15 protein-coding genes are annotated in these 19725 nt (G+C 73.0%); 5 read left to right on the forward strand and 10 right to left on the reverse strand.

Annotated elements, in window-relative coordinates; genetic code table 11:
- Positions 1 to 46 precede the first annotated feature (46 nt).
- The 4 genes from pepN to ACO1BR_RS00990 form a co-directional block, all read right to left on the reverse strand.
- On the reverse strand, positions 47 to 2662 hold the full coding sequence (gene pepN, locus ACO1BR_RS00975; protein ID WP_426793086.1) for an aminopeptidase N: 2616 nt from the start codon (positions 2660 to 2662) through the stop codon (positions 47 to 49).
- Between the two features lie 146 nt (positions 2663 to 2808).
- Positions 2809 to 3966 carry a sensor histidine kinase gene (locus ACO1BR_RS00980; protein ID WP_426793087.1) on the reverse strand — a complete coding sequence of 386 codons (1158 nt, stop codon included), beginning with the start codon at positions 3964 to 3966 and terminating at the stop codon, positions 2809 to 2811.
- A 37-nt stretch (positions 3967 to 4003) separates the two neighbouring features.
- Complete coding sequence (locus ACO1BR_RS00985) at positions 4004 to 4684, reverse strand: response regulator (RefSeq protein WP_426793088.1); 681 nt, start codon at positions 4682 to 4684, stop codon at positions 4004 to 4006.
- A gap of 122 nt (positions 4685 to 4806) precedes the next feature.
- Positions 4807 to 5616, reverse strand: coding sequence for a S1 family peptidase (locus ACO1BR_RS00990; RefSeq protein ID WP_426793089.1), 810 nt, complete (start codon positions 5614 to 5616; stop codon positions 4807 to 4809).
- Positions 5617 to 5879: 263 nt separating this feature from the next.
- Here ACO1BR_RS00990 and ACO1BR_RS00995 point away from each other — a divergent pair, with 263 nt between their 5' ends.
- Positions 5880 to 6788 (forward strand): hypothetical protein, encoded by a 909-nt coding sequence (locus ACO1BR_RS00995; protein WP_426793090.1) that lies wholly within the window; start codon positions 5880 to 5882, stop codon positions 6786 to 6788.
- Positions 6789 to 6832: 44 nt separating this feature from the next.
- Here the strand turns inward: ACO1BR_RS00995 and ACO1BR_RS01000 are convergent, their stop codons facing one another.
- The gene (locus tag ACO1BR_RS01000; protein WP_426793091.1) at positions 6833 to 7528 is read right to left on the reverse strand and encodes an alpha/beta fold hydrolase; all 696 of its coding nucleotides are present in this window, start codon (positions 7526 to 7528) and stop codon (positions 6833 to 6835) included.
- Positions 7529 to 7683: 155 nt separating this feature from the next.
- Between ACO1BR_RS01000 and ACO1BR_RS01005 the strand changes: the two genes are divergently transcribed.
- Positions 7684 to 8727: a LacI family DNA-binding transcriptional regulator gene (locus ACO1BR_RS01005; RefSeq protein ID WP_426793092.1), complete on the forward strand. Its 1044-nt coding sequence runs from the start codon at positions 7684 to 7686 to the stop codon at positions 8725 to 8727.
- A gap of 31 nt (positions 8728 to 8758) precedes the next feature.
- On the opposite strand, the gene ACO1BR_RS01010 is transcribed toward ACO1BR_RS01005, so the two are convergent.
- Positions 8759 to 9496 carry an MBL fold metallo-hydrolase gene (locus ACO1BR_RS01010; protein WP_426793093.1) on the reverse strand — a complete coding sequence of 246 codons (738 nt, stop codon included), beginning with the start codon at positions 9494 to 9496 and terminating at the stop codon, positions 8759 to 8761.
- Positions 9497 to 9644: 148 nt separating this feature from the next.
- Here ACO1BR_RS01010 and ACO1BR_RS01015 point away from each other — a divergent pair, with 148 nt between their 5' ends.
- The gene (locus tag ACO1BR_RS01015; RefSeq protein ID WP_426793094.1) at positions 9645 to 10148 is read left to right on the forward strand and encodes a hypothetical protein; all 504 of its coding nucleotides are present in this window, start codon (positions 9645 to 9647) and stop codon (positions 10146 to 10148) included.
- Between the two features lie 63 nt (positions 10149 to 10211).
- The gene (locus ACO1BR_RS01020) at positions 10212 to 10685 is read left to right on the forward strand and encodes a PPOX class F420-dependent oxidoreductase (protein ID WP_426793095.1); all 474 of its coding nucleotides are present in this window, start codon (positions 10212 to 10214) and stop codon (positions 10683 to 10685) included.
- A gap of 196 nt (positions 10686 to 10881) precedes the next feature.
- On the opposite strand, the gene ACO1BR_RS01025 is transcribed toward ACO1BR_RS01020, so the two are convergent.
- Positions 10882 to 11646 carry an ArsR/SmtB family transcription factor gene (locus tag ACO1BR_RS01025; RefSeq protein WP_426793096.1) on the reverse strand — a complete coding sequence of 255 codons (765 nt, stop codon included), beginning with the start codon at positions 11644 to 11646 and terminating at the stop codon, positions 10882 to 10884.
- 67 nt (positions 11647 to 11713) lie between these two features.
- Between ACO1BR_RS01025 and ACO1BR_RS01030 the strand changes: the two genes are divergently transcribed.
- Positions 11714 to 12283 carry a hypothetical protein gene (locus ACO1BR_RS01030; protein WP_159504367.1) on the forward strand — a complete coding sequence of 190 codons (570 nt, stop codon included), beginning with the start codon at positions 11714 to 11716 and terminating at the stop codon, positions 12281 to 12283.
- Positions 12284 to 12433: 150 nt separating this feature from the next.
- Here the strand turns inward: ACO1BR_RS01030 and ACO1BR_RS01035 are convergent, their stop codons facing one another.
- The 3 genes from ACO1BR_RS01035 to ACO1BR_RS01045 form a co-directional block, all read right to left on the reverse strand.
- Complete coding sequence (locus ACO1BR_RS01035) at positions 12434 to 13894, reverse strand: glutamate synthase subunit beta (protein ID WP_426793097.1); 1461 nt, start codon at positions 13892 to 13894, stop codon at positions 12434 to 12436.
- Entirely contained in the window at positions 13887 to 18509 is a 4623-nt protein-coding gene (gene gltB / locus ACO1BR_RS01040) for a glutamate synthase large subunit (protein WP_426793098.1), read from the reverse strand. The genes ACO1BR_RS01035 and gltB overlap by 8 nt, the downstream gene beginning before the upstream one ends.
- Before the next feature lie 319 nt (positions 18510 to 18828).
- A complete protein-coding gene (locus tag ACO1BR_RS01045; RefSeq protein WP_426793322.1) occupies positions 18829 to 19560 on the reverse strand; it encodes a VIT1/CCC1 transporter family protein in 732 nt (243 codons plus the stop codon).
- Positions 19561 to 19725: the final 165 nt, after the last annotated feature.

Below are 19725 nucleotides of genomic sequence, written 5' to 3' on the forward strand. Positions count from 1 at the left end.
GTGCGGTGGGGCTGGGGCTTTCCGGCCCCGCCCCACCGCGTGGGCCCTACCGCTGTGCGGCGGCTTCCCTGACGTGCAACGCCCGGCGCAGGTCGTCCAGTTGGTCGGCGAGGGTGCGGCGCAGGGCGGGGGTGGGGTCGGCGTCGGCGAGGCAGCGCTCGCCGAGCCGGAGGGTCTCCTCCTCGACGAACGTGGCGGGGAACGCGTAGCGGCCGGCGGCCTTGGCGAGGGCGGGGCCGCGGCGGGCGGCGAGGGCGGGGACCGCGGCGAAGTAGCGGGCCACGTAGGGGCGGAGCAGGTCGTGTTGTTCGGGGGCCCAGAAGCCGGTGGCGGTCGCGGTGAAGAGGTAATTGGAAAGCTCTGCGAGCTCTGAAAGCTCTGCGGGTTCGGCGGGTTCGGCGGCTTCGGCGGGCGCGCCGGTTTCGCTGCCGTCGGTGGCTTCGTCGCCGGTGGTGAACAGGGCGTTCCAGGCGGCCTGTTTGGCGGCGGGGTCGGGGAGGGCCGCGTGGCAGCGGGCGGCGCCTTCGCGGCCGGTGGCGCTCTGGTCGCGGGCGAGTTCCGCGTCGATGGTGTCGCGGAGTTCGACGAGGGGGGCGGCGCCGAGTGCGGCGAGCCGGGCGAGGATGCGCCAGCGCAGTTCGTGGTCGAGGTCGGGGCCGCCGGGGACGCTGCCGTCGTCGAGCCACTCCTGGATGCCTTCGTGGCTGGTGGCGCTGTCGATGAGGGTGCGTACCGCGGTGAGGCGCAGGCCCGCTCCGGTGCCGTTCGCGGGGCCTTCGGTGTGGCGCAGCAGGTCGCGGCTGATGCCGGTGAGGGTGGCGAGGGCGGTGTGGCGGTCGGCGAGGGGGAGGTAGCGGTCGGCGATCTGGGTGCGGGCGAAGGCGAGGACGCCCTGGACGATGGCCAGGTCGGTCTCGTGCGGGAGGTGGTCGCGGGCCGCGTCCAGGTAGGCGGCGGGCGGGAGTTGACCGTCGCGGACCATGTCGCGGGCGGCGTTCCACACGACGGCGCGGGTGAGCGGGTCGGGCAGTCCGGAGAGGGAACGGGCGGCGGTCTGCCAGGACGCCGTGTCGAAGCGGACCTTGGCGTAGGTCAGGTCGCCGTCGTTGAGGACGACGAGGGCCGGGGCGGGCCGGGGGAACGTCCGGCGGGTCCGCCCTTCCTGCTGCGGGATGTCCACCTCGAAGCGGTCGCGCAGGGTGAGCCGGCCGGTGTCGGCGGGGTCGGGGTCGTAGGTGCCGACGGCGATGCGGTGCGGGCGGCTGCCGGTGTGGGTGATGTCCAGGTGCCAGGTGTCGCGGTCCTCGGCGGTGGCCGGGGTGAGGGTGTCGACGCCGGTGGTGCGCAGCCAGCGGGCGGCCCAGGCGTGGACGTCGCGGTCGGTGGCGCGGGCCAGGGAGTCGAGGAAGTCGGCGAGGGTGGCGTTGCCGAAGCGGTGCCGGGCGAAGTGGTCGTTGATGCCGGCGAGGAAGTCCTTCTCCCCCATCCAGGCGACGAGTTGGCGGAGTGCGGAGGCGCCCTTGGCGTAGGAGATGCCGTCGAAGTTGAGGAGTGCGGAGGCGGTGTCGGGGACGTCTTCGGGGGTGGGGGCGACGGGGTGGGTGGAGGGCCGTTGGTCGGCGTCGTAGCCCCAGCCCTTGCGGGCGATGGCGAAGTCGGTCCAGGTGTCGGTGAAGCGGGTGGCTTCGGACAGGACCTGGTAGCCCATGTATTCGGCGAAGGACTCGTTCAGCCAGATGTCGTCCCACCACTGGAGGGTGACCAGGTCGCCGAACCACATGTGGGCCATCTCGTGGGCGATGACCATGCCGCGGGTCTGGCGTTCGGTGTCGGTGACGGCGGAGCGGTAGACGAACTCGTCGCGGAAGGTGACCAGGCCGGGGTTCTCCATGGCGCCGGCGTTGAACTCGGGGACGAATGCCTGGTCGTAGGAGTCGAAGGGGTAGGGCTCTTCGAAGATCTGGTGGTAGCGGTCGTAGCAGCGGCGGGTGAGGTCGAGGATCTCGTCGGCGTCGGCGTCGAGGTGGGGGGCGAGGGAGCGGCGGCAGTGGATGCCGAAGGGGAGGCCGGCGTGCTCGGTGCGGACGGAGTGCCAGGGGCCGGCGGCGACGGCGACGAGGTAGGTGCTGATGCGGGGGGTGGGGGCGGCTGTCCAGGTGCCGTCGGCCTGCTGCTCGGTGCGGGCGTTGGCCAGGACGGTCCAGGTGGGCGGGGCGGTGACGGTGAGCGCGAAGACGGCCTTCAGGTCGGGCTGGTCGAAAGCGCCGAAGACGCGCTGGATGTCGTCCATGAAGAGCTGGGTGTAGGCGTAGCTCTCGCCGTCGGCGGGGTCGGTGAAGCGGTGCATGCCTTCGCCGGTGCGGGAGTAGCGCATGGTGGCGTGGAGGCGGAGTTCGTGGGGGCCGGGGGTGAGGCCGGTGAGGGGGAGGCGGTTGTCGTCGAGGGTGGCGGGGTCGAGGGGGTGGCCGTCGAGGGTGGCGGTGTGGAGGGTGTCGGGGCGGATCTCGACGAAGGTGTCGCCGGGTTCGCGGGCGGTGAAGTGCACGGTGGTGCGGGAGGTGAACTGCTCGTCGCCCTGGGTGAGATCGAGGGCGATGTCGTAACGCTGGACGTCGATGAGCCGGGCTCGGGATTGCGCGTCGGCGCGCTGCAGTACGGGCATGGAGTCATGCTGCCGCACGGCCGGTGGGGACGGCACAGGGGTTTGGGCGGGCCGGGCGGGCGCCGCCGGGGCGGTACCGGCCGCCGGGGCGGCGGCGTGCGGGGTCGAGGCGTGCGGGGTCGCGGCGGGGGCCGTGCGGGGCGGCGTCAGTCGTCCGCGGTGCCGTCCAGCGGCAGTACGGCGACGATCTCCCAGCCGCCTTCGGGCGCCGGCCCGGCGGTCAGGGTGCCGCCCAGCGCCTCGGCCCGCTCGGTGAGTCCGGCCAGGCCGAAGCCACCGCCGCCGGCCTGTTCGGAGAGCCGCGCCGGGTGGCCGCCGTCGTCGGCGATGCGCAGTGCGGCGCCGTCGGGGGCGGTGTGCAGGGCGATCCGTACGGCGGTGGCGCCGGCGGCGTGCTTGCGGATGTTGGTCAGCGCCTCGCGCACGATGCGGTAGACGGCGGCGGCCACCTCGGCGGGCAGGGTCGCGGCCAGCCCCGGCTCGACGGACAGCACGACGGGCGGGCCGGTCCGGGCGAACGCCTCGGTCAGGGCGCGCACCTCGGCGATCCCGGCGACGGGCTGGTTGCGGGCCTCGCCCTCGCGCAGCACCCGTACCAGCCGGCGCATCGCGCCCAGCGCCTCGCCGCCGGCGGTCTCGATGCGTTCGAAGGCGGCGCCGGACCGCGTCCCGTCCAGGGCGGTGAAGCGGGCGGCGCGGGCCTGGACGACGATGCCGGTGACGTGGTGGGCGACCACGTCGTGCAACTCCCTGGCCAGTTCCAGGCGTTCGGCGGCGCGTACCGCGGACAGGTCGCGCAGCCGCTGGGCGTCCTGCCAGCGCAGGATCATCGAGTAGGCGGCGACGACCACGGTCAGTACGCCGTAGAGGACGGTGAAGGCGCCCAGGCGGATGTCCCGCATGGGGGCGAGGACGCAGGCCAGGCCCAGCATGGGCCCGAGGACGGCGGCGGTGCGGCCGGGGGCCCGGTGCACCACGGCGGTCAGCAGGACCAGCAGGGCGAGGCCCTCGCCCAGGCCCCACACCTTCAGCGCGTGCTGCCCGGCGATCAGCACCGCGGACGCGGCCAGCGAGACCGTGGCGGCCGTCCAGGCCCGTACGGCCAGCGGGAACCAGCGGTAGGGCACCGCGCACAGGCACACGATGACGGCGGCGGCGACCACGACCGCGTACGGGTGGGTGGGCTGCCGGGCCAGGACCAGCGACTCGACGCCGACCAGGAAGAGCAGCACCGCGGCGAGCGCGGCCTTGGCGGCGACGGCCTTGCGGGGGTGTTCCGCGGCCCACCCGGTCGTCGGGCTCATCCGGGCGGTCCGCCGCGGCGGCCGGCGGTCCGGCCGGTCACGGTCCGCCCGTGGCCAGCCCGGTCTCCCAGGCCCAGGCGGCGATCTCGACCCGGTTGCGGGCGGCCAGCTTGGTCTGCACGTTCGCCAGATGTGACGTGATGGTGGACAGCGAGACGAGCAGCTCGGCGGCGATCTCGGCGTTGGTCCGGCCGCTCGCCAGCGCGCGGACGACGTCCTCCTCGCGCTCGGTGAGCGGCTCGGACGGCTGCCGGGCGCAGCCGCCCCGCCCGGTGGCCGGGGTCAACTCGCGCAGCAGCCGCAGGGTGATGGCGGGCGAGACCAGCGAGTCGCCGACGGCGGCGGCGCGGACGCCCTCGACGAGCATGGCGGGGCTGGCGTCCTTGAGGAGGAAGCCGCAGGCGCCGCCGCGGAGCGCGGCGTGGATGTACTCGTCGAGGTCGAAGGTGGTGACGATGACGATCCGCGGCCGTTCCCCGTATTCGGGGTGGGCGGCGGCGCGCTCGGCGAGCCGGCGGGTGACCTCCAGGCCGTCGAGGCCGGGCATCCGGATGTCGAGCAGCAGCACGTCGGGGTGCAGCCGCTCGACGGCTTCGAGGGCCGCCGCGCCGTCGACGACGTCGTCGAGGACGTCGATGTCGGGCTGGCTCTCCAGGATCATCCGGAATCCCGTCCGGACCATCTCCTGGTCGTCGGCGATGACCACGCTGATCGGCATGGCTCCATCGGAACCGCGGCGGACGGGGCCCGCAAGCACAGCGGCGGATGGCGCAACGGCGCCGCGCGGGGGCCGGGGAGCGCGCGTCCCCGGCCCCCGGCGGGCGCCGGCCGGCGGCCGGTTCAGCCGCCGAGCTGGGCGGCGGCCTTCTTGATGTTCGCCGCGAAGGCGCTCACCTGGCTGTACACCCCGGGCTTGCCGGGCCGGGCACAGCCCTCGCCCCAGGAGACGATGCCGACCTGGAGCCACTGGCCGGTGTCGTCCTTGCGGAACATCGGCCCGCCGGAGTCGCCCTGGCAGCTGTCGGTGCCGCCGGTGTCCAGCTTGCCGGCGCAGATCTCCTCACCGGGGGTGAGGGCGTCGCCGTACGCCTTCCGGCAGGCGGCGTCGTCGACGAACGGCACGGTCGCCTTGAGGAGGTAGCGCTGCTGGTCGCCGCCTTCCTTGTCGGCGCCCCAGCCGGCGATGGTGAAGTCGCCGTTGGTGAGCCGGTTGTCCTCGGCGATCTTCAGGGTGGGCCGGTCCATCGGCTTGGCGAGTCTGATGAGCGCCCAGTCCTTGCCCTTGCCGTTGTAGCCGGGGGCTTGGAGGACCTGGGTGGAGTTGGTCTTGACGGCGGCGGGGTCCTGGAGGTCGACGACTCCTGCGGTGGCGGTGATGGAGGTGTCGGGGCCGCTGCCGTCGACGCAGTGGGCGGCGGTGAGCACGATGTCCTTGGTGTAGAGGGCGCCGCCGCAGCCCATCGACAGCCGGACCATGAAGGGGAATTCGCCCTGGGCCGCCCTGGTGCCGCCGACGACGTCGGCGTGCACGGAGCCGGTGGGGTCGGGCGCGGGCGCGGCGGAGGCGGTGCCCGGCTGGAGGCTGAGGGCCGCCAGGGCGATCGCGCCGGCGGCGGTGGTTCTTCCGAGGTGCTTCGGGGAGGTGCGCAACGGGTGTCCTTTCGTGGGGGGTTAGCGTCATGACAGGCTCATGCCAACCCTGGACACAGGCATATGCACCGCAAAAGGGAACGGGAAGAACGGCAGCGCAGCGCGGAGCATCCGGGCCCGTTGGCAATGAACCCGTAAAGCGCCCTGCGATTATGTGGAGTGCGGGAAGGGAGTGACAAGGGTCAACATCCGGCCAACTCCCGCACCGCGCCCACCCCGTACGGACCGCGCCCGGCGCGCCCGACGGGCCGTACAGTGGCCGGATGGCCAGCGGCGGCAGCGACATCCAGCACGGATTCCCCCATCTCGACACGGTCCGGGCGGCCCTCACGGCCCTCTTCAGACGCCTCTCCCGCGACACGGTCGGAGCCTTCGGCACCAGCGTGCTGCCGGTCGACGTCGCCTTCGACGACACCGAGGACATCCACCTGGGCGCCCAGCGCGTCGCCCGTGCCATGGTCCACCAGCTGCGGCTGCCGGACGCCCGGATCGTGATCACCTTCCGCGAGATGGAGCACGCCGCCCATGTCGAACTGACCGCGGGCCCCGAGTACTTCGTCGAGCTCAACGAGCGGTTCAAGAAGCACCGCAAGGACATCGGCGCCGCCCTGGCCCACGAGGTGACGCACGTCTACCTGCACCGGCTCGACCTGTCATTCCCCGGCACCCGCGACAACGAGATCCTCACCGACACCGCCACCACCTACCTCGGCGCCGGCTGGCTGCTGCTGGACGCCTACCGCGAACACGGCCCGTTCTCGCAGAAGCTCGGGTACCTGACGCCGGAGGAGTTCGGCTACGTCCTCGCCAAGCGCGCCGAGTTCTTCGACGAGGACCCGGCGCCGTGGTTCACCAGCCCGCAGGCGTACGAGGCGTACCTCACCGGGCGGGCGCGGGCCCGCCAGGACGCCCGCCGCCCACCGCTGGCCGCCGCCGGCTGGGCCGCCCGGCTCCGTTACGCCAAGGACCGCCGGCGGGCCCAGGAGCGCGGGCGCACCGCCGGGCCCGCCGCCGGCGACGGCTACGCCTTCGAACCGGCGGCGGGTGCCGGGCCGCCGGCGCGGGTGTCGTTCCCCTGCCCGGCCTGCTGGCAGCGCATCCGCGTCCCGGTCCGCGGCCGGCTCCAGGCCCGCTGCGGCCTGTGCGGAACCCTTCTGGACTGCGACACCTGACGCCCGCCGATAACTGACGTAACGTCAATAATCCCTGCTGTCCGTCAGATCCAGCCCTCCAGCCCGGCCAGGAACCCCGCCAGGTCGTCCCGGTGGATGGTGTGCCCCGCGCCCCGCACCGTACGGACCTCGAAACCGCGGGCGGTCAGCTCCTTCGCGGCCTCCTCGGTGAAGAGGAACCCCTCCCCCGCGATCTGCACCAGCGACGGGACCACCGGGCGCTGCGGCGTCCGGTCGCGCAGGTGCTTCCCGGACAGGGCCAGGGCCGACCCGGTGTCCCAGTCGGCGAGCGTGGCCAGTTCGACGTCGACGTCGGCGTCGTCCCAGCGCGGGTTGAAGTTCCGCACCAGCGTGCGCTCGGCCCGCTTGAACGTCACGAACACCGCGGGATCGACCGGCTGCGCCGCCTCGGTCAGCGACCACGCCGGATCGCTGTAGACCGCGCGTGCCGGCCGCAGCCGCTCGGCCGCCAGGGACAGCGCCAGCCCGCCCAGCGAGTGCCCGATGACGACGTCGGCGCCGGCCGGCAGGGTGTCCACGAGGTCGTCGGCGAACAGCTCCGGGCTGTACTCACCGCGCGGACTGCGGCCGTGGCCGCGCAGATCGACGCCGATGACGCGATAGCCCCGCCCGGCGAGGGCCGGGCCGACCCGGTGCCAGGTGCGGTGGTCGGACATGATCCCGTGGACCAGCACCGCGATCCGGTCGCCGGTCCCCCATTCATGGGTGTGCAGCTGCATACCGTGCCCCTCTCGCCGGGTTCGCGCCGCAGGGCCTGTCCGATAGACGGGGGTCGGCGCGGCCGGGCCCGACGTTACACGTGTCACCGCGCGAGGGCCGTACCCGGAGCCCGCGAACCGCCGGCGCACACCCCTGTGCGAGGATGCCCGGCAGCATGACCGATCCCGCCAGACCGCCGGCCACCCCAACTCCCCCGACCAGCACGGCCGTTGCCCGCCGCGCCGGGGTCTCCCGCGCCACCGTCTCGTATGTGCTGAACGGGCGGGCCGCCGGGCGCGTCGCGGCGCACACCCAGGCCCGGGTCCGGGCCGCCGCCGAGGAGCTGGGGTACGTCCCGCACGCGGCGGCGCGCAGCCTGCGGGCCGGGCGCGGCAGCATCGTCCTGATGGCCGCCCCGGCGGACACCGTCCCCGCCTTCGGGCCCCTCTTCACGCACTTCCTGGCCGGGTTCCACAGCGCGCTGCACCACCTCGGCTACACCGGTGTGCTGCACGGCGCGCCCGCCGCCTCCCCCGTGGACGCCGCCCGCGCCTGGGCCGAGCTGCGGCCCGCCGCCGTACTGGCCCTGCACGGCCCGCCGTTGGACGCCCCCGCCGTCGGCCTGCTGCGGCGCGCCGGCACGGCGGCGGTCCTCACCCACGGCGCCCAGGCGCCGCCCGGTGCCCATGCCCTCCTCCTGGACCAGCGGGAGGCCGGCGCCCTGGCCGGCGCGCACCTGCTGGCGCGGGGCCGCCGGCGGATCGGCGTGGTGCGGCCGGCCGAGCGGGGCCTGGCCGCCTTCGCCGGGCCCCGGCTCGCCGGCGTACGGGCCGCGGCCGCCGGCTGCCCCGGCGCCGGGGTGCGCCCGCTCGACCTCGCCCTGACCGAGGAGTCCGCGGCCCGGCTCGCCGCCGCCTGGCCCGCGCTCGGCCTGGACGCGGTGTTCGCCTACAACGACGAGTACGCGATGCTGCTGATGCGGGCCCTCCAGGACGCCGGCCACGCCGTCGGCGGCGCCCCGGAGCAGATCGCGGTGGTCGGCGCGGACGACCTGCTGGCGGCCCGGCTGCTGCGCCCCCGGCTGACCAGCGTCCGCGCCGACATCACCGCGCCGGAGCGGATCGCCGGGCTGGTCGACGGGCTCGTCCGCGACCCGGCCGCCGCGCCCTCGGTCCACCGGCTCGGCACCTTCCGCCTCGTGGCGCGCGAATCCTCCTGACGGGCCGCCCGCCACGCCCGTGCCCGGCCGGTCAGCGCCAGTCCTCCTCGGGCGTGGCCGCCGCCAGCACCTCGCGGGCACCGGAGCGGATCGGGCCGCCGTGCGGTACGCAGACCGTGTCGAGGTCCTCCAGAGCCGCCAGCCGCCGGAACGACGCGACGGCCACGGCGCGTTCGACGTTCATGGGCCCGAGGACCGCATGCGCGCCGTCCGGGTCGGCGCCGATGATGTCGCCGGGGAAGAGCAGCCGGCTCTCCGGGAGGTGCAACGCGACACCGCCCGGCGTGTGGCCGGGGACGTGCAGCACCCGTACGGGTTCGTGCCAGTCGTCGAGGGTGTCGCCGTCGTGCAGCTCGCGGTCGACCTCGGTGTGGCGCAGCGGCGGCATCCCGCCGGCCGCGAGCCCCGCCATGATGCCTTCGTGCAGCTGCTGTTCGGCCGGGCCGAGGACCGGCGGCGGTTCGGGGGCGGTGCCGCGGATGTACGGGGCGTCCAGGGCGCCGGCCAGCACCCGGGCGCCGGTGGCGTCGACGAGTTCGGCGGCCGATCCCATGTGGTCGACGTGGCAGTGGGTGAGCACGATCTGCCGCAGCGCGGCGGGTGGGGCACCGAGTTCGGCCAGGGCGCCGAGGACGGCGGGGCCGGATCCGGGGATGCCGGTGTCGATCGCGGCGTAGCCGTCGCCGGGCAGCGCGACGAGGTACACGTGCCCTACGGGGAAGGGGAGTTGCCAGACGTGCCGGCCGATCCGGGTGAGTGCTGCGTCCATGTCCGGGACGCTAGCCGCCGCGCGTCCGGCCCGTCTCCGCTTTGTGCCGTGGGCGGATTGAGCGGAGGGCGAAAGCGCCCGGTGGAGGTCCCGGGCGGAACCCGTCGTGCCGCTGCCGCGTCCCATCGGCGACCCAAGGAGGCATGTCATGCAGTACGCCGCTCACGGCACCCGTTCCCGCTCCCGCATCCGTACGACCGCCCTGGTCCTGTCCGCGGCGGCGGCCGGCGCCGTCGCGCTCTCCGGCTGCGCCAAGGGGGAGCAGCGGGTGGGTGCCGCGGCGCCGCCCGCGCCGCAGGACGCCTTCGCCCGGCGGGCCGCCCAGATAGTGCAGGACTGGCCGAAGGTCTCCCCCGTGCCGGGCCGCCAGGAGGCGCTGCTCCCGCTGGCCGGCGCCGACCGCCCGCAGGGCACCGGCGTACGGGAGATCACGGTGACCGTCGGCCACAGCGCCTGCGACGTCCACTTCGGCGCCCGCAGCCTGGAGTCGAGGGATCTGGTGGTGGTCTCCGGCTGGGGCCGGAAGAAGAACGCGAAGGGGATGTGCACCGAGCAGCTGGCCACCGACAAGGTGACGGTGCGGCTGAAGACCCCGCTGGCGGGCCGCAAGATCGTGGACGCGGCCACCGGGAAGCAGCTGCTGAAGGGCTGACAGGCGGCCTGCCGCACCCGGCTGTTGGCATGGGAGTGCACTCCACGTCCTAGGCTCGTGGCCATGAGCCCTTCCATCGCCACCAGCACCCGCGTCGAACTGCCCGCCCTGCTGGAGTTCGTCCGTCCCCGGCACCGCGCGATCCTGCTCACCCGCCGCTCCGACGGCACCCCGCAGTGCTCGCCGCTGACCTGCGGGGTGGACGACTCCGGGCGGCTGGTGATGTCGACGTATCCGGAGCGTGCCAAGGCGCGCAACGCCCGCCGGGTGTCGTCGGTCAGCGTGCTCGTGCTGTCCGACGAGTGGAACGGCCCGTGGGTGCAGATCGACGGTGAGGCCGAGGTGATCGACGCCCCTGACTCCATCGAGCCGCTGGTCGAGTACTACCGCAACATCGCCGGCGAGCACCCGGACTGGGACGAGTACCGCGCGGCCATGGGCAAGCAGGGCAAGTCCCTGATCCGGGTGACGCCGCGGCGCTGGGGCCCGATCGCGACCGGCGGCTTCCCGGCCCGCCTCGTCGACCCGGACGCCTGACGTGCGTGGCGTCAACGGGCGGGGTGGGCGCCCCCGTTGACGCTCTGCGCCCGGCCGGTGGGGGGCCGGGCCGCCGGTGAGGCCGGGAAGGACGCCGCCCCCGTGACGTCCGCGACGGCGCCCGCGCGGCCGGGTGGCGGCGGCCGCGCAACGACCGCATCGGCCACGTCGGCCCCGTCGGCGCGACCGACGCCGTTCACGGGGCGCGCGGCGGCAGCACCGCCGGGGTGGGCGTCAGCACCTCGGCGGGCAGCCCCAGTTGCGCCCGGAAGGCGGCCCGCCCGGACTCGGTGACCGCGAGGATGCGGCTGGCCGGGGCCTTGATGATCCAGCGGTGCTCCAGCGCGTGCCGGTAGAGGGCCGCGCCGACCGCGCCGGAGAGGTGCTGGCGGCGCGAGGTCCAGTCGAGACAGGTGCGGACGTGCGCCCGGTGGGTCGGCGAGTACCCGGCCTCGGGGATGCCGAGGGCGGCCAGCCAGTCGGCGCCGGCCGCGGTGAGCACCAGGCCGTACTCCCGTGCCAGCAGCCCGCGTTCGGTCATCGTTTCGGCGATGGCCACACCGAGCGCCCCGGCGATGTGGTCGTAGCAGGTGCGCGCGTGGTGCAGGGCCCGCCGGTGGTTGGCCTCGGCCAGCGAGCGGATCCTGACCGGGCGGTACGGGGCCAGCCCGGCGAGGTTCTCCAGCGTCTCCGCGGTGTGCGGCCCGGCCAGCCGGACATAGCGCCGCCGGCCCTGCCGCTCCTCGGCCAGCAGGCCGCCGGAGACCAGGAGGTTGAGGTGCTCGGTCGCGGTGGACGGTGCGACCCCGGCGTATTCGGCCAGTTCACCGGCGGTCCAGGTGCCGCCGTCGAGCAGGGCGATGCAGATGGCGGCACGGGTACGGTCCGCGAGCAGCGCCGCGAGAGCGGCCAGGTCGGGGGTCTCCGCGGTGCTTTCGTGATCGGCGTCCCATCGGTTCATGTGCAGAGCGTAATCACATATAACACTTCGGTGAGAACCGAATCGTCCGGCTTCTATCCTCAGGGGCATGAAAACCGCGCTGGAGAAGAGCAGTTCCGTCGTACCGGCGCTGCTGTCCACGGAGAACGACGACGGCACGTTCGTGCTGGTCACGCTGCGGATCCGGTGGGATCTCGGCCCGGTGGTGAGCGTCTGGCTGCCGTCCCGCGGGCGGACCGCGCAGAATCTCGCCGTACGGCCGGACGTCGTCTTCAACCTCCCACCGAAGGAGGCGGCGGCCGAGGAGGGGGCGGGCAGCGGGACCGACGCGGAGCAGGCGCCCTGGACGGAACCGTCCGAGCTGGTACGGCCTCCCCGACTGGCGCACTGCCCCGTGCAGTTGGAGGCGCGCAGGGTCGGTGAGCGCACGGTGACCGATGGTGCGTGGACGCAGATCGAGGCGCAGGTGCTGCGGGTGCACGCGGACCCGCGCTGGGTGCTGCCGCTGGGCGACGGCACCGTCGACGTCTCGGCCTGGCGCCCGCCGGTCCACGATTTCCGGCCGCCGCGCACGCCTCCGCCGCCGGCCGCACCGGCGCCCGCACGGGAGCTGGCGCGGCAGTTGGGGCGGCGCTTCCCGGCCCAGCGGGACGCGTAGCGGCAGTGGCCGGGCCAGAAGTGCCGGACAGAAGAGCGCGGCGCCTGCCCTCCGGTCGGGGGAGGGGACAGGCGCCGCACACGGGACCCGGGATTCACCCGGTCCCCATGCCTCCGTACGACGTTGTACGGGACATCGGGTGACGGCCGCTCACACGGTCAGTGCGCGGTCCGTCGGCTTGATCGGAGCCGGCAGGGCGCTGGCTCCGGTGAGGAAGCGGTCCACGCCGCGGGCGGCGGAGCGGCCCTCGGCGATGGCCCACACGATCAACGACTGGCCGCGCCCGGCGTCACCGGCGACGTACACGCCGGGGACGTTGGTGGCGAAGTCTGCGTCGCGGGCGACGTTGCCGCGGGCGTCCAGCTCCAGGCCGAACTGCTCGACCAGGCCGTTCTCCTGGTCGGTGCCGGTGAAGCCCATCGCGAGGGTGACCAGCTGGGCCGGGATCTTCCGCTCGGTGCCGGGCTTCTGCTCCAGCTTGCCGTCCTTGAACTCCACCTCGACCAGGTGCAGCCACTGGACGTTGCCGTCCTCGTCGCCCTCGAAGTGGGTGGTGGAGACGGAGTAGACCCGCTCGCCGCCCTCCTCGTGCGCGGAGGTGACCTTGTAGAGCATCGGGAAGGTGGGCCAGGGCTGGCCCGGGTTCCGCTCCTCGCCCGGCTTGGGCATGATCTCCAGCTGGGTCACCGAGAGGGCGCCCTGGCGGTGGGCGGTGCCGACGCAGTCCGCGCCGGTGTCGCCGCCGCCGATGACGACCACGTGCTTGCCCTCGGCGGTGATCGGGGAGACCGTCAGGTCGCCCTCCTGCACCTTGTTGGCGAGCGGCAGGTACTCCATGGCGTAGTGCACGCCGTTCAGCTCGCGGCCGGGCACCGGCAGATCGCGGGAGGTGGTGGCGCCGGCGGCGATGACCACGGCGTCGTAGCGCCTGCGCAGCTTCGCGGCGTCGATGTCGCGGCCGATCTCCACCTCCGTACGGAACTTGGTGCCCTCCGCGCGCATCTGCTCGATACGGCGGTTGATGTGCCGCTTCTCCATCTTGAACTCGGGGATGCCGTAGCGGAGGAGACCGCCGATGCGGTCGGCCCGCTCGTACACGGCCACGGTGTGGCCGGCCCGGGTCAGCTGCTGGGCGGCGGCCAGACCGGCCGGGCCGGAGCCGATGACGGCGACGGTCTTGCCGGAGAGGCGCTCGGGCGCCTGCGGGGTGACGTCGCCGGCGTCCCACGCCTTGTCGATGATGGAGACCTCGACGTTCTTGATGGTGACCGGCTGCTGGTTGATGCCCAGCACACAGGCCGCCTCGCAGGGCGCGGGGCACAACCGCCCGGTGAACTCCGGGAAGTTGTTGGTCGCGTGCAGCCGCTCGCTGGCCTCGGTCCAGTCCTCGCGGTAGGCGTAGTCGTTCCACTCGGGGATGAGGTTGCCGAGCGGACAGCCGTTGTGGCAGAAGGGGATGCCGCAGTCCATGCAGCGCGACGCCTGCTTGCTGATGATCGGCAGCAGGGAGCCGGGCTGGTAGACCTCGTTCCAGTCCTTGACGCGTTCCTCGACGGGGCGGGTCTTGGCGATCTCGCGCCCGTGGTTCAGGAAGCCCTTGGGGTCAGCCATGGGTCGCCGCCTCCATCATCTTCTCGTGGGTCTCGGACTCGGAGAGCCCGGCTCGCTCGGCGGCGTCCTTGGCGGCGAGCACTGCCTGGTAGGTGGCCGGGACGACCTTGCGGAAGCGGGCGGCCGCCGCGTCCCAGTCGGCGAGGAGCTTGTCGGCGACGGTGGAGCCGGTCTCCTCCTGGTGGCGGCGCACGACGTCGTGCAGCCACTGCTTGTCGGTGTCGTCGAGCGGGCGGACCGCGTCGGCCAGCTCCTTGTTGACGTTGTCCGGGTCGAGGTCGATGACGTAGGCGATGCCACCGGACATACCGGCCGCGAAGTTGCGCCCGGTCTCGCCCAGGACGACCGCACGGCCGCCGGTCATGTACTCGCAGCCATGGTCGCCGACGCCCTCGGAGACCACCGTGGCACCGGAGTTGCGGACGCAGAACCGCTCGCCGACCCGGCCGCGCAGGAACAGTTCGCCGCCGGTGGCGCCGTAGGCGAGGGTGTTGCCCGCGATGGTGGAGTACTCGGCGAGGTGGTCGGCGCCGCGGTCCGGGCGGACCACGACCCGGCCGCCGGAGAGGCCCTTGCCGACGTAGTCGTTGGCGTCCCCCTCCAGGCGGAGGGTGACCCCGCGCGGCAGGAACGCGCCGAAGGACTGGCCGGCCGAGCCGGTGAAGGTGATGTCGACGGTGTCGTCGGGCAGGCCCGCGCCGCCGAACTTCTTGGTGACCTCGTGGCCGAGCATGGTGCCGACGGTCCGGTTGATGTTGCGGATCGCGACCTGGGCGCGGACCGGCTGGGCGGCCTCCGGGGTGTCCGCGGCCAGCGCGTCCGCGGCGAGCCTGATCAGCTCGTTGTCCAGCGCCTTCGCCAGGCCGTGGTCCTGGACGGTGACCTGGTGGCGGACAGCGCCCTCGGGCAGCTCGGGGACGTGCAGCAGCGGGGCCAGGTCCAGGCCCTGCGCCTTCCAGTGGTCCACGGCCCTGGCGACGTCGAGGATCTCGGCGCGGCCGATGGCCTCGTCCAGGCTGCGGAAGCCCAGCTCGGCGAGGAGCTCGCGGACCTCCTCGGCGATGAACTCGAAGAAGTTGACGATGTACTCGGCCTTGCCGTTGAACCGCTCGCGCAGCGTCGGGTTCTGGGTGGCGATGCCGACCGGGCAGGTGTCCAGGTGGCAGACGCGCATCATCACGCAGCCGGAGACGACCAGCGGGGCGGTGGCGAAGCCGAACTCCTCGGCACCCAGCAGGGCCGCGATGATCACGTCCCGGCCGGTCTTGAGCTGGCCGTCGGTCTGCACCACGATCCGGTCGCGCAGGCCGTTGAGCAGCAGCGTTTGCTGCGTCTCGGCCAGGCCCAGCTCCCAGGGACCGCCGGCGTGCTTGAGGGAGGTGAGCGGCGAGGCGCCGGTACCGCCGTCGTGGCCGGAGATGAGGACCACGTCCGCGTGGGCCTTGGAGACGCCCGCGGCGACCGTGCCGACACCGACCTCGGAGACCAGCTTCACGTGGATGCGGGCGGCCGGGTTGGCGTTCTTGAGGTCGTGGATCAGCTGAGCCAGGTCCTCGATGGAGTAGATGTCGTGGTGCGGCGGCGGTGAGATCAGGCCGACGCCCGGGGTGGAGTGCCGGGTCTTGGCGACCCAGGGGTAGACCTTGTGGCCGGGCAGCTGGCCGCCCTCGCCGGGCTTGGCGCCCTGGGCCATCTTGATCTGGATGTCGTCGGCGTTGACCAGGTACTCGGAGGTCACGCCGAAGCGGCCGGAGGCGACCTGCTTGATCGCGGAGCGGCGCGCGGGGTCGTAGAGGCGCTCGGGGTCCTCGCCGCCCTCGCCGGTGTTGGACTTGCCGCCGAGCTGGTTCATGGCGATCGCGAGGGTCTCGTGGGCCTCGCGGGAGATCGACCCGTAGGACATCGCGCCGGTGGAGAAGCGCTTGACGATCTCGGACGCCGGCTCGACCTCGTCCAGGGGGACGGCGGGCCGCTCGGAGGCGAAGGAGAACAGGCCGCGCAGCGTCATCAGGCGCTCGGACTGCCCATTCACCCGTTCGGTGTACTGCTTGAAGATGTCGTAGCGGCGCGAACGGGTGGAGTGCTGGAGCCGGAAGACGGTGTCCGGGTCGAAGAGGTGCGGCTCGCCCTCGCGGCGCCACTGGTACTCGCCGCCGATCTCCAGCGCGCGGTGGGTCGCGGCGATGCCGGAGGCCGGGTACCCCTTGGCGTGCCGGGCCGCGACCTCCTGGGCGACGACGTCCAGGCCGGCGCCGCCGATCTTGGTGGCGGTGCCGTGGAAGTACTTCGCGACGAATTCCTCGTCCAGGCCGACGGCCTCGAAGACCTGCGCGCCGCGGTAGGAGGCGACGGTCGAGATGCCCATCTTGGACATGACCTTCAGGACGCCCTTGCCGAGCGCCTTGATGAGGTTCTTGATGGCGGTGTCGGCGTCCACGCCGGGCAGGAACGTCCCGGCCCGGACCAGGTCCTCGACGGACTCCATGGCCAGGTACGGGTTGACCGCCGCCGCACCGAAGCCGATCAGCAGCGCGACGTGGTGCACCTCGCGGACGTCGCCGGCCTCGACCAGCAGCCCGACCTGGGTGCGGGTCTTGGTGCCGATGAGGTGGTGGTGGACCGCGGCGGTCAGCAGCAGCGACGGGATCGGCGCGTGCTCGGCGTCGGAGTGGCGGTCGGAGAGCACGATCAGCCGGGCGCCGTCGGCGATGGCGGCGTCGGCCTCGGCACAGATTTCCTCGATCCGGGCGGCCAGCGACTCACCGCCGCCGGAGACCCGGTAGAGGCCGGAGAGGGTCACGGCCTTCATGCCGGCCATGTCGCCGTCGGCGTTGATGTGGACGAGCTTGGCCAGCTCGTCGTTGTCGATGACCGGGAACGGCAGGGTCACGCTGCGGCAGGAGCTCGCGGTGGGCGCGAGGAGGTTGCCCTGGGGGCCGAGGGAGGAGATGAGGGAGGTGACCAGCTCCTCCCGGATGGCGTCCAGCGGCGGGTTGGTGACCTGCGCGAACAGCTGGGTGAAGTAGTCGAAGAGCAGCCGGGGGCGCTCGGAGAGCGCGGCGATCGGCGAGTCGGTGCCCATGGAGCCGATCGGCTCTGCGCCGGTCTTGGCCATCGGGGCGAGGATGACCCGGAGCTCTTCCTCGGTGTAGCCGAAGGTCTGCTGGCGGCGGGTGACCGAGGCGTGGGTGTGCACGATGTGCTCGCGCTCGGGGAGGTCGGCGAGGTCGATCAGCCCGGCGTCCAGCCACTCCTGGTAGGGGTGCTCGGCCGCGAGCTGCGCCTTGATCTCGTCGTCCTCGATGATCCGGTGCTCGGCGGTGTCGACGAGGAACATCCGGCCGGGCTGCAGGCGGCCCTTGCGGACGACCTTGGACGGGTCGATGTCGAGGACGCCGACCTCGGAGGAGAGCACGACCAGGCCGTCGTCGGTGACCCAGTAGCGGCCCGGGCGCAGACCGTTGCGGTCGAGGACCGCGCCGACCTGGGTGCCGTCGGTGAAGGTCACGCAGGCCGGGCCGTCCCAGGGCTCCATCATCGTGGAGTGGTACTGGTAGAACGCCCGCCGGGCCGGGTCCATGGCGGTGGAGTTCTCCCACGCCTCGGGGACCATCATCAGGACCGAGTGGGGCAGCGAGCGACCGCCGAGGTGCAGCAGCTCCAGGACCTCGTCGAAGGAGGCGGAGTCGGAGGCGTCCGGGGTGCAGACCGGGAACAGCCGCTCGACGTTTTCGGCGTGTGCGGCGTCCGCGCCGCCGAAGAGCCGCGACGCCAGCTGGGACTCGCGGGCGCGCATCCAGTTGCGGTTGCCCTTGACCGTGTTGATCTCGCCGTTGTGGGCGACGAAGCGGTACGGGTGGGCGAGCGGCCAGCTCGGGAAGGTGTTGGTGGAGAACCGCGAGTGGACCAGTGCGATGGCGGTGGCGAACCGGCGGTCGGACAGGTCCGGGAAGAAGGGCTCCAGCTGGCCGGTGGTCAGCATGCCCTTGTAGACGATGGTGCGGGCGGAGAGCGACGGGAAGTAGACGCCCGCCTCGCGCTCGGCGCGCTTGCGGAGCGCGAACGCCTTGCGGTCCAGGGCCAGGCCGGTGGTCTCCCCATCAGTGACGAACAGCTGGGAGAAGGCCGGCATGGTGGCGCGGGCGCCGTTGCCCAGCAGCTGGGGGGCGACCGGGACGACCCGCCAGCCGAGGACGTCCAGGCCCTCTTCGCCGGCGATCGTCTCGATCCGTGAGACGGCCTCGGCGGCTTCGTGGGCGTCGGACGGCAGGAAGGCGATGCCGACGGCGTAGCCGCCGGCATCGGGGAGCTCGAAGGTCACGTTCTCACGCAGGAACGCGTCCGGCACCTGGAGCAGGATGCCCGCACCGTCGCCCGAGTCGGGCTCCGAGCCGGTGGCACCGCGGTGCTCCAGGTTCGTCAGGACGGTCAGGGCCTGTTCGACCAGGGCGTGGCTGGCCTCGCCGGTGAGGGTGGCCACGAAGCCGACGCCGCAGGCGTCGTGCTCGTTACGCGGGTCGTACATCCCCTGCTGGGCGGGGCGCCCGTCCATGGGCGACCATGCGGCGGCGCTGGCGCTGCTGATGGTCGCGGAGTGCGTGGACGCGGAACGCATCGGCTCTCCCAACGTCGTCGTGGCAAAGGCATTGCCGAGGGACGACGTTGGCCCTCCGCGAAATTTCGTGCAGGTTACAGGATGGCCCGCTTCTCGAAAAGCGGATAGTGCCTTCCAACATGCGGACACCGCGCATGCGGTGAGTCTCAAGTGGGACGCGGACGGAAACGGGGCCGTCCCGTACGGCGGCGTTCGGCGAGCGACGTTGCCCGCGACGCCAGAGCCTTATGCCCGGCCGTCAACGAACCGAAACCGCTGAGTAACGCGGTAATGATGCGGTCACCCGTAGGGGACGTCAACCCTTCCCCGTTCCGGGGCCTCAGCTCACGACCGTGCCGAACAGCGCTCCCAGGCCGTAGGTCACGCCCGCCGCGGCGCCGCCCAGAGCCAGTTGGCGCAGTCCGCTGAACCACCACGAGCGGGCCGTCACCCGCGCCACGACGGCACCGCAGCCGAACAGTCCGACCAGCGCCAGCAGCACCGCGAGCCAGAGAGAGGAGGCCCCCAAAAGATAAGGAAGGAGAGGAAGAAGAGCGCCGAGCGCAAAGGATCCGAAGGAGGAAACGGCGGCGACAGTCGGAGAAGGAAGGTCCGACGGGTCGATGCCCAATTCCTCGCGGGCGTGGATCTCCAGCGCCTGCTCGGGGTCGCGGGACAGCTGCTCGGCGACCTGCCGGGCGAGCTCCGGCTCCACCCCGCGGGACTCGTAGAGCGCCGCCAGCTCGTCCTGCTCGTCCTTCGGGTGCTTGCTCAGCTGGGTCCGCTCGACGTCCAGCTCGGCCATCACCAGCTCGCGCTGGGAGGCGACCGAGGTGTACTCCCCCGCGGCCATCGAGAACGCACCGGCCGCCAGCCCCGCGAGGCCGGTGATGATGATCGTCTGCTGCGAGACCGCGCCGCCGGCGACACCCGTCATCAGCGCGAGATTGGACACCAGGCCGTCCATCGCACCGAAGACGGCGGGGCGCAGCCAGCCGCCGTTCACATCGCGGTGGGTGTGATTGTCGCGGTGCGCCACATGTGTCGGCGCGGCGGCATCCATGATCTCCATGACGGACATGTCGGGACCTGCTCCCTTCAGCGAGGTGTGGGCCGATGGCGGCACTTTCCCCTTCAACACCTCGAAGTTATGCGCGAATTGCCTTCCGCCGCTAGCAAGGAAGGCCGTACTTACCCGCCTGACCTGCGGTTTTTCGGGGAGCTCTGGCCTGAGATC

This window comes from Streptomyces sp. YGL11-2, from assembly GCF_050054615.1.
Taxonomy (GTDB): domain Bacteria; phylum Actinomycetota; class Actinomycetes; order Streptomycetales; family Streptomycetaceae; genus Streptomyces.